The 9,190-nt window shown below is 49.5% G+C and carries 8 protein-coding genes and 1 pseudogene; 8 read left to right on the top strand and 1 reads right to left on the bottom strand.

All coding sequences use genetic code 11. From position 1 onward, the window contains the following. Both ACN4EG_RS26335 and ACN4EG_RS26330 read left to right on the top strand, forming a co-directional pair. A pseudogene (locus ACN4EG_RS26335) lies at positions 1–119 on the top strand (photosystem II D2 protein (photosystem q(a) protein)); the annotation flags it as partial. Positions 120–1,143: 1,024 nt separating this feature from the next. Then, the gene (locus tag ACN4EG_RS26330) at positions 1,144–2,784 is read left to right on the top strand and encodes an iron uptake porin (protein ID WP_431633257.1); all 1,641 of its coding nucleotides are present in this window, start codon (positions 1,144–1,146) and stop codon (positions 2,782–2,784) included. Positions 2,785–3,039: 255 nt separating this feature from the next. On the opposite strand, the gene ACN4EG_RS26325 is transcribed toward ACN4EG_RS26330, so the two are convergent. Next, a complete protein-coding gene (locus tag ACN4EG_RS26325) occupies positions 3,040–3,234 on the bottom strand; it encodes a hypothetical protein (RefSeq protein WP_431633256.1) in 195 nt (64 codons plus the stop codon). A 274-nt stretch (positions 3,235–3,508) separates the two neighbouring features. On the opposite strand from ACN4EG_RS26325, the gene ACN4EG_RS26320 reads away from it, so the two are divergent. The 6 genes from ACN4EG_RS26320 (at position 3,509) to ACN4EG_RS26295 (ending at position 9,061) form a co-directional block, all read left to right on the top strand. Next, positions 3,509–4,357, top strand: a complete 849-nt coding sequence (locus ACN4EG_RS26320; protein ID WP_431633255.1) for an alpha/beta fold hydrolase — start codon at positions 3,509–3,511, stop codon at positions 4,355–4,357. A 163-nt stretch (positions 4,358–4,520) separates the two neighbouring features. After that, positions 4,521–4,979 (top strand): photosystem II protein PsbQ, encoded by a 459-nt coding sequence (gene psbQ, locus ACN4EG_RS26315; RefSeq protein WP_431633254.1) that lies wholly within the window; start codon positions 4,521–4,523, stop codon positions 4,977–4,979. A 183-nt stretch (positions 4,980–5,162) separates the two neighbouring features. Beyond that, positions 5,163–6,341 carry an NAD(P)/FAD-dependent oxidoreductase gene (locus ACN4EG_RS26310; RefSeq protein WP_431633253.1) on the top strand — a complete coding sequence of 393 codons (1,179 nt, stop codon included), beginning with the start codon at positions 5,163–5,165 and terminating at the stop codon, positions 6,339–6,341. Positions 6,342–6,500: 159 nt separating this feature from the next. Beyond that, positions 6,501–7,445: a hydroxymethylbilane synthase gene (gene hemC, locus ACN4EG_RS26305; protein WP_431633252.1), complete on the top strand. Its 945-nt coding sequence runs from the start codon at positions 6,501–6,503 to the stop codon at positions 7,443–7,445. Positions 7,446–7,788: 343 nt separating this feature from the next. Further along, entirely contained in the window at positions 7,789–8,277 is a 489-nt protein-coding gene (locus tag ACN4EG_RS26300) for a phage tail protein (RefSeq protein WP_431633251.1), read from the top strand. A gap of 259 nt (positions 8,278–8,536) precedes the next feature. Next, entirely contained in the window at positions 8,537–9,061 is a 525-nt protein-coding gene (locus ACN4EG_RS26295; protein WP_431633250.1) for a phage tail protein, read from the top strand. Positions 9,062–9,190: the final 129 nt, after the last annotated feature.

The following is a 9,190-nucleotide window of genomic DNA, read 5'->3' as shown; positions in this document are numbered from 1 at the left end:
TCTATACGAAGAACATTCTGTTGAACGAGGGGATCCGTGCATGGATGGCTCCTCAAGACCAGATTCACGAACACTTTACTTTCCCCGAAGAGGTACTGCCTCGAGGTAACGCGCTGTAAGGTGTGGGAAATTTTGCCAGTTTTTTGAATTTTAAGGTTGCCGGGATCAAGCGAGCTTAATCCCATCGTTCATAAACATTGCTATTACCTTAGGAGGGGTCGATCGACCCCTCTTCGTTTTGAGCAGGCTGAATTTCAAGGTTCGAGATCGGAGTTAGTGTCTTGATCAGTCCCTTAACCGAAAGGGAGTTACGAACGTCTGAGACGAAATAAGACTCCGGCACCCCTTGCTGATTCAAAAATCTGTGCTACGTTGAACTTAGAGGATTTGAGTTCCTCATGCCTTAGGCCAAAGCTTTATTGGCTTTTGTCTTTGAGATTATTTGTTGTTTAGCAAATAGCGGAGGTGTTGCCCATGCAAGATAGTAGTAAACGTTTGGGTCGTCAGTTTGGTGTAGTCCGGCTGTGTTCCGGGGCTGTTCTCTAAGCTAGGCCAGCATGGGTCTTACATCCCCGGCTTGTTAAGTCACTGAACTTAATTACAAGTCCTTTCAGGTTGTAAAAACCCAATGAGTCTTAATGGCGCTTGGTTTGCTTTGGGGTTCTCCCGGCAGTCAAGGTATCCACTGAAGACCCGCTAGACCGCTCCTCCTAATATCTAGCTCTTAAATCAACTGAGTTAGGTTAGGGGGAGCGGATAGTTTTTTGAAAGAATTTTTGGGAAGAATATTGTTTAGACTGCGCACTGTGTCACTTTGTAAAGCGTCTTCTATCTTTTGGTAGAGGCTAGGAAAGGCTGTCTCCAGAAAACTGGATGAAGTTGTTATCCTAGGAGAGTAGGCAGTCATCTAGATTTAGCTCACTTTGTTGCTCAACCAAATTTGTTGCTCGACAAAGTAACTTAGGAGTGCTGAAGTTTAGTGTGCCTAAGTTAGCAAATCGGGTAGGCTGCTGGTAAACTGTGATCTTAGACACAACGTTTTGTTAGAACAAACTCTACTTTGGGTTAGTCTGGCGAAATACTGCCGATCTAAAAATGTCCCTGTGTAAAGTATCTTTGACACAGGTTGTGAGGAGAAAAAACATGCTAAACATCCGATTGAACTCTTTACTGGTTAGCCCTGCTGTTCTGGCGGCGGCTCTGCTGCTTGGAACCTCTGCTGCCAAGGCAGAAACTCAAGCAACTTCTGTGGATGCGCTGAGCCAAGTCAGCCAGTACAGCCAAGAAGGCAAGTCTGCTAACTCCATTGGTCAAGTTACCTCTGTATCTCAACTGTCTGATGTGAAGCCCACGGATTGGGCCTTCCAAGCACTGCAATCTCTGGTTGAGCGCTACGGCTGTATCGCAGGGTATCCCGATCGGACCTACCGTGGTAACCGGGCCATGACTCGTTACGAGTTCGCGGCTGGTCTGAATGCTTGTATGGATCGCGTCAACGAATTGATCGCGGCTGCAACAGCTGACCTGGTCAAAAAGGAAGACCTGGCTACTCTGCAAAAACTGCAAGAAGAATTTGCCGCTGAATTGGCAACCCTACGCGGTCGTGTCGATGCGTTGGAAGCTAAGACTGCAACCCTAGAGAAGCAGCAATTTTCCACCACCACCAAGCTGGCGGGTGAAGTGATCTTCGCGGTCACCGATGAGTTTTCTGCAACCCCCACGGGTGGCGGTAACAACACTGTCTTCCAAGATCGTGTTCGTTTGTCTTTGAACACCAGCTTCACCGGTAAGGACTTGCTGGTTACCCGTTTGGCTGCAGGCAACGCTAACAATTTCACCCTGCCCGGTGGCGGTTCTGAAGGTCTGCAAACCTTCAACTTTGGTAACACTGGTGGCAACAATGTGATCGTTGACTGGGTTGCTTACTACACCAGCCCGATCGAGAACCTGAAGGTGTATATCCCCGCTGTGGGCGGTCTGCACTACGACTATGCGCCAACTGCTAACCCCGTTTTGGATTCTGGCGATAGTGGTAGCACCACGTTGTCTGTCTTTGGTCAACGTAACCCCATCTACGCGATCGGTGGTGGTGCTGGTATCGGTGGTACCTATGACTTGGGTGGTGGTCTGAAGGTAACCGGTGGTTACTTGGCAGACAGCGCTAACAACCCTGCCAACAAGAACGGCTTGTTCAACGGTGACAATAGCATCTTGGCTCAAGTCAGCTACGCTCCTGCCGATGCTAACTTCCAAGTGGCAGCAACCTACGTGAATGCATACCGTAGTGGCGGTGGCATCTTCGATGCAGGCGGTAATGGCACTGCTTCAGCCGTGGGGTCCTTGGCTGCCAACAGCCCCAGCGTTGTAGCAACTTCCAATGCTGCTAAGGTCAATGCTTTTGGTATTTCTGCGGCTTACAAGTTCAGCCCCACCTTGGTTTTCAATGCCTTTGGGATGTACGCGCAAGCTAACTTCATTGATGATGGCTTTGGAAGCCAAGACATCTGGAGCTATGGCGCAGGTTTAGCATTGCCCGACTTCGGTGCCAAGGGTAACCTGCTGGGCTTTGTAGTAGGCGCTGCTCCCTACGCTCCTGGCCGCCAAACCGGTGTTGCAACTCGTGCTGGTCGTTCTATTCCTCTGCACGTTGAAGGTTTCTACAAGTACCAAATCAATGACAACATCTCCATCACCCCTGGTTTGATCTGGGTGATCAATCCCGGTCAAGTGGATAGCAACGATGATGCATTGATTGGGACTGTCCGGACAACCTTCACGTTCTAAGGATGTCTGAACTGAATCCTAGATTCATCTAATTGAGATTTACCTCTACAAAGCCCACTCATTACTGAGTGGGCTTTGTACTATTTGCTTTGTATGTGCGGTGGCGCACACCTATCCTCCGACAAAAGCACAACAAAAGCCTCCCAATTGAGGAGGCTCTGATGATCTGACATAACTTTTCAGACGGCTTTAAGTTTGCAAATTCCAGAAAGCTTCTGTTTTAACTAGGAAACATCTGCTCTCAATGAATGTGGATCAGCTATTGCCAACTCGAGGGCCATCATCCAATCCGAGGACATTGACATGGGCCTTGCCCTTATTCTCAAACCGTACTTCTTCACTAGTCAGACCCATTTCAGCGGCTGCACGGCTGAGAACACAACGTTCCCGATTCTGTTGCAGGTTTTGGTGGCGAATCATCAGGGCACGAGTTCTTTGTTCGATCGACATAACCAGGTCTCCTCTGTAGTAGATAGGAAAGAGTGGGAAGTGAGATGAAGTAAGGGGATGGTTCAGACTGTCTTTCAATATCAGTGTAGGCAGTCCCAAACTCCGTCGAGGGGGGGGAACCATCTCCCTAGCTAGTTCTCCTTCTTGATTGAAGTATACTCCATAAATTCTGTATCTAAAGCTACAGAATGCGATTTTTTCAAGAAACTTAATGTTTCCTGGGCGACTTGGAGTTTCAGGGTAGGGTTATTGGGCTGGGGTGGGAGATTAGAAGATGAAAATTGCGGAAGCTAAGGTTCAAGTTGGTTCCTATCAATGGTTTTACCGTGAGACCAAACCTAAGGGATCGGAGCCTGTGGGGATCGTTGTTTTACTCCATGGATTAGTGTCTCAAAGCTACGGTTGGCGGGAGGTTTTGCCCGTTTTAACGGAGCAGGGATATCGGGCGATCGCACCCGATTGGTTAGGCTGTGGCTATTCGGATATGCCCGATCGCTTGGACTTTGCCTATACCCCAGAATTGTTGATTGAAGCGTTGGGCGGCTTTTTAGATGCCTTGGAGATTGCCAGTTGTAAGATCGTGGCCCAAGGATTTCTAGCCACAGCGGGGATCCAATATGCCTTGCGTAATCCCGATCGGGTCGAGCGGTTAGCTGTGTTCAATGCGCCGATTTTTCAAACCGTCAAACTGCCCTGGAAACTAAAACAGTTAGGCATTCCTTTGATAGGAGAAGCGCTCGTCCAAGATTTCACCTTGCCGGACAAAATTCTGGAGGGCGCAGGGGGTTACCGTGTGGAAGATAAGGACATGGACATCTATCGCCGCCCTTGGATTAAAACCTCCGATGCGGGGCGGGCTCTCCATGCCATGGTGCAAAATTTACAATTGGCTAAGGTGAGTGCGGAACTGGAGCAGGGCCTAAAAACCTGGCGCAAGCCCCTGTTGATCGGCTGGGGAATGCGGGATCCCTGGTTGCCCGTAGAAGCCGCTAAAGCGTTAGCCGCAGTGGTACCCGATGGCGAATTTGTAGAACTGTATGAAGTCGGTCACTATGTCCAAGAAGACTGGCCTGAAAAGGTCAACGACGCAATCTTGCGGTTGCTGAAACGCCAATCGATCTAAATCCTTCCAGGGCTATTCTGTTAACAAGGTTGTAACATTCGTGATCTCTGCTTCATTCGTTATCCCGCAGTTTGATACACTTCACTACGGAGCCGATCGCGGCTGCGATTTTGAGGAGCTTGGCTCGGCTTGTTGTGTTGCATAAAAATATTTAACTCGGACTATGTCAAAGTTTCGGTCGATTCTCGCGGTAGCCCTTGCCTTCGTGATGGTGATGTTTGTGGCATTTACCCATCCTGCGGATGCCAAACCCAAAAAGGCCAAAGCTCAAACCTATGCGGCAGAGCAAATTGCGCAAATTCAAGCCTACGCAAGTGACATTCAGGCAATGCGCGATCGCTTCCCTGAACTTCAAAGCTTAATTGAGCAAGAAGATTACATCTTTGCGCGCAACTTTATCCACGGGCCTCTAGGGGAATTACGATTCAAGATGTTGACGGTGGCTCGGGATCTCTTCCCTGAAGCTCGCAAGACCGCAGAAGAGGCTTCTAAGGATGTCTTTAAGGCGCTGAATTCCCTCGATCGAGCAGGGATTGATAAAGACTATCGTGCAGCCGCTCGCGCCTATACCAATTTGAACAAGGCGTTAGATAGCTTCTTCTCCGTATTACCTCAAGGTTAGTGTGTTGGACTTAGCTCTGACTTAACTCAGAATGTCCGTGGGCATTCCACTCAAGAGGGATGCTGCAGATTTTGAGATCGGTCAATCTGTAACTTGAATGGGTTTAGCGGGAGATATGTCTCTGACATGTCTCCTTTTTGCTATTTCAGATATTTGCGACAGGGAATTTTGTTGGGAAATTGTATGCGGATTGTAGTCATTGGCGGGGGGATTGTAGGAGCGACGATCGCCTATGAACTCGCTACCCATCCAGAGATGACGGCTCGCGGTCACCAGATTACACTGATCGATCAGCAATCTCAGCCAATTCAACCGAAACAAAGCACCTGTGCCACGGCAACGGCAGCGGCTTTGGGGGTTTTGATGGCCGCAATTAGCAAAAAAGAGAAAGGGCGTAACTTGCGAATGCGATTGGCTGGGGTGGATTGGTACGATCGCGTCATTCCTGAACTCGAGAGCTGTACAGAGGCAAACATCCCCTACAATCGCCAGGGCATTTTAATGCTGCAATTTGAGGGCGATCGCTTGGATCCTTGGGAGCGATTAATCCAAATTCGGCCCCAACAAAATCGACGGTTAGAACTGTGGTTGATCGAACAATTACAGCACCATTGCCCCCAATTAAATGTGCAGGGTGTAATTGCTGGCGTCTATTCCCCCGACGATCGGCAAGTGGATCCTGTCACTATCACCCAGGCGCTTCTGGCAGGAGGAGCACAACGGGGTGTGGAATTCCGTTGGGGCGTCACCGTGACAGGACTCTGTGAACAGCAGGGCCAAGGAGCTTTACAAGCTTTAAAAACTTCGATCGGGGAAATGCCCTACGATTGCCTCATTATTGCCGCTGGGTTGGGAGCGACTCCATTGACCCAAGCCATCCTCCAGTCCGCCTCGCCTGCCTTGGATATTCGACCCGTCCTAGGCCAAGCGATCCAAATTCAATTGCCACGGCCTCTAGGGGATGCCAGTTTTCAACCCGTTTTGACGGGCCACGATATCCATATCGTGCCATTGGGCGGAGCGGAATATTGGGTAGGGGCTTCGGTGGAGTTGCCGCCGGAGGATTGGGGCGATCGACGGGATTTCAGAACCATTCAACCCCAGCCGGAAATGTTAGAAACCGTCTGGCAAGGAGCCCTGCAACTCATTCCAGAACTGGCGCAGGCAGAACGACGATCGCAGTGGATGGGTCTACGTCCACGCCCCTTTGGTCGTCCCGCACCGGTGATTGAATGGCTCTCGGGCTACCAGAACATCTTGCTGGCCACTGGACATTACCGTAATGGAGTTTTGCTCGCGCCAGGAACGGCGATCGCAGTGCGAGAGATGATTCAAGAACGGTTTGGAGGGGTAGAGGGGTAGAGGGGTAGAGGGGTAAAGGGAAACGCAATCCAGCGTGCCCCGCTCTCTCCTTAATTATCTGTAACGTTTTGCGGAGTCATCCCTGCAATATTGGCGTTACACAGTGCGGTAAGGTTGAAAGAGTAGTTCAAACTTGCTTTATTCAATTCGACGTAAGATATGTCCCGCACCATCCGTATCGCATCCCGCAAAAGCCAATTGGCACTGGTTCAAACCCACTGGGTTCGGGACGAACTGCAAAAAGCGTTCCCCGATATCACCTTTGAAATCTTAACCATGAGCACACAGGGTGACAAAATCCTGGATGCCCCCCTGGCCAAGATTGGGGATAAAGGTCTGTTCACCAAAGAGCTAGAAGTGCAAATGCTTGAAGGTCAGGCAGACTTTGCAGTCCATTCGCTGAAAGACTTGCCGACTAATCTTCCCGAAGGGTTGATGTTAGGTTGTGTGACGGAGCGCGAAGACCCGGCGGATGCGCTGGTTGTGCACGAAAAATTCAAGGGAAATAAGCTGGAAACTCTGCCAGAAGGCGCTGTGATTGGCACCTCATCTCTGCGGAGGTTAGCTCAATTGCGTCATCACTACCCCCATTTAACTTTCAAAGATGTGCGGGGCAACCTAAATACCCGTCTGGCAAAGTTGGATGACGGGGAATATGACGGTTTAATTCTGGCCTATGCCGGATTGCATAGGCTAGGTTTCGGCGATCGTATCCATCAAGTGATCCCGGCTGAGATTTCCCTCCATGCGGTCGGCCAAGGAGCGCTGGGCATTGAGTGCCGTGAGGGGGATGAGGAAACGTTGCAGGTGATTAAGGCGCTGGAACACCTACCCACCGCGCAACGGTGCTATGCTGAGCGGTCTTTCCTGCGGGAGTTGGAAGGGGGCTGCCAAGTTCCGATCGGCGTCAACACAGTCATTGAAGACGGTCAACTCACCCTGACGGGGTTGGTAGCTAGCTTAGACGGACAAAAATTAGTCAAAAATGTTGTTTCAGGAGCTCCCGAAGAGGCTGAAGAACTCGGCATTAAGCTGGCGAATCTGGTGAAGGCCGATGGCGCGCTGGAAATTCTGCAAGACATTTTTGTAACGGTGAACCGTTAATCGAGGGTGCGCTCAGGGTCAATTCCTTCCAATTCATCCAGCCACTTTTTAAAAAGTCTCCACATCCTGGGGACTTTTTATTGTTTTTCTGATGATTCCCTCAAATATTGATTTATTCCGTTGAATATTGTAGTTCTGAGTGAATTTCTGCGTGATCTGGTTATAAGGCTCGAGTAAATGTCTACAACCTCGCAAAGACATTTCAATTATCCCGACGTATAATTTTTGAGGTTCCTGACTACTGATTTCTCAGTCCTACTGATCTTTGTGACTGCATTGACAACCCTTCGGATGATTTGGAGCGAATGCAAGACGAGTTGATCGATGAGATGAGGTGGTTTCTATGGGTGAACCATTGATTGGGGAAATTCGATTATTTGGTGGTAACTTTGCGCCTTCGGGCTGGGCTTTCTGTCATGGACAATTACTAGAGATTCATCAACATCGCACTCTATTTGCAGTGATTGGTGCAATCTATGGTGGGGATGGCCAAACGACCTTTGCTTTGCCTGATTTACGATCGCGCATTGTAGTCAACCAAGGACAGGGCACGGGGCTGACTCGCCGGATACCTGGTGAAGTGGGTGGAGCAGATAAGTTGAGCAGGAGCCAAAAGACCGATCGTCGCGAGCCTTTCCACAGTCACTCTCCGGTTCGCAATCCCGCCGGAAAGCCCAGCCCAGCGGTCAGTGCGCCTAGCCCGATGGCAGCAACTTCGGGGGCGATGGGGGAAGGAACATTGACAGAACAGGTACCGCCCTATCTGGGACTGAATTACATCATTGCCTTAGAGGGAGTTGTTCCTCTTAAGACTGAGTCGATCGTGCGCTGAATTTATCTCATATTAAATTGATTTCATATTGAATTTATCTCATATCAAATTTGTTATTAAATTTGTCTCCTATTGAATTTGTTTAGTGCTGATTTTTTATCTTGATAGTGTTGGCGAACAGTGTTGGCAAATAGTATTGGCGAATAGTATTGCTGACAATGCTGCCATTCTCTAATGGCAACTGATTAAGGTGATTACTGATGAATCACTTTAGGAATTATGAATGATGTATTGGTGATGTGTGATGAGGTGATTGACCATGTCCAAGCCACTAATTGGAGAAATTCGTTTATTTGCTGGGAACTTTGAACCACAGGGCTGGGCGTTTTGTCATGGTCAAGTTCTTCCGATCGCGCAGTATGTCGCCCTATTTAGGGTGCTGGGAACCACCTATGGAGGCAATGGGCATACAACTTTTGCCTTGCCGGATTTGCGGGGACGGGTTGCCTTGGGGGCGGGCCAAGGGCCTGGGCTAACCCCACGTCGTCAAGGAGAAAAGGGAGGGACAGAACCCATCCGCGAATCTCAATTTCCGAAAGACAATCCGCATCTGCAAGGAAAAGGGCTTGGGGACACTTCCGCGCCGTCTCTTCAGTTGCCTGCGGACGTTCGATCTGCGATAGATACCAAACCAGCGGGAACCCCTGGGGCGATCAATTTATCCGGCGAGAACCCATCTGTCATGACTCAAAACAGCACAGGGGAAATCGCTGGAGCCATGCCGCCCTATCTGGTTTTAAATTACATCATTGCCGTGGAAGGTCATGAGCCTGATCGATTGTAGGATTCGGTGGACTGAGCTTGGCTAGTGGAGTGTCAGGATTAATTTTGTGAGTTTGAGCGAGAATGGATTTAGGATCTGATTGGTTCTGAAATCCACTCTTGTAGGAATATCGTATGGGCAAAGTGTACA

Source organism: Alkalinema pantanalense CENA528, from assembly GCF_050753345.1.
Classification (GTDB): Bacteria; Cyanobacteriota; Cyanobacteriia; order Leptolyngbyales; family Leptolyngbyaceae; genus Alkalinema; species Alkalinema pantanalense.
The sequence above is the reverse complement of the archived record's forward strand: the minus strand, read 5'-3'. Positions and strand labels throughout refer to the sequence as shown.

What these genes read in the sequence shown, in the direction of transcription:
- ACN4EG_RS26295 (WP_431633250.1), top strand. Translation starts at nt 8,537, where the DNA reads ATGTCCAAGCCACTAATTGGAGAAATTCGTTTATTTGCTGGGAACTTT.
- psbQ (WP_431633254.1), top strand. Translation starts at nt 4,521, where the DNA reads ATGTCAAAGTTTCGGTCGATTCTCGCGGTAGCCCTTGCCTTCGTGATG.
- ACN4EG_RS26310 (WP_431633253.1), top strand. Translation starts at nt 5,163, where the DNA reads ATGCGGATTGTAGTCATTGGCGGGGGGATTGTAGGAGCGACGATCGCC.
- ACN4EG_RS26330 (WP_431633257.1), top strand. Translation starts at nt 1,144, where the DNA reads ATGCTAAACATCCGATTGAACTCTTTACTGGTTAGCCCTGCTGTTCTG.
- ACN4EG_RS26325 (WP_431633256.1), bottom strand. Translation starts at nt 3,234, where the DNA reads ATGTCGATCGAACAAAGAACTCGTGCCCTGATGATTCGCCACCAAAAC.
- ACN4EG_RS26300 (WP_431633251.1), top strand. Translation starts at nt 7,789, where the DNA reads ATGGGTGAACCATTGATTGGGGAAATTCGATTATTTGGTGGTAACTTT.
- ACN4EG_RS26320 (WP_431633255.1), top strand. Translation starts at nt 3,509, where the DNA reads ATGAAAATTGCGGAAGCTAAGGTTCAAGTTGGTTCCTATCAATGGTTT.
- hemC (WP_431633252.1), top strand. Translation starts at nt 6,501, where the DNA reads ATGTCCCGCACCATCCGTATCGCATCCCGCAAAAGCCAATTGGCACTG.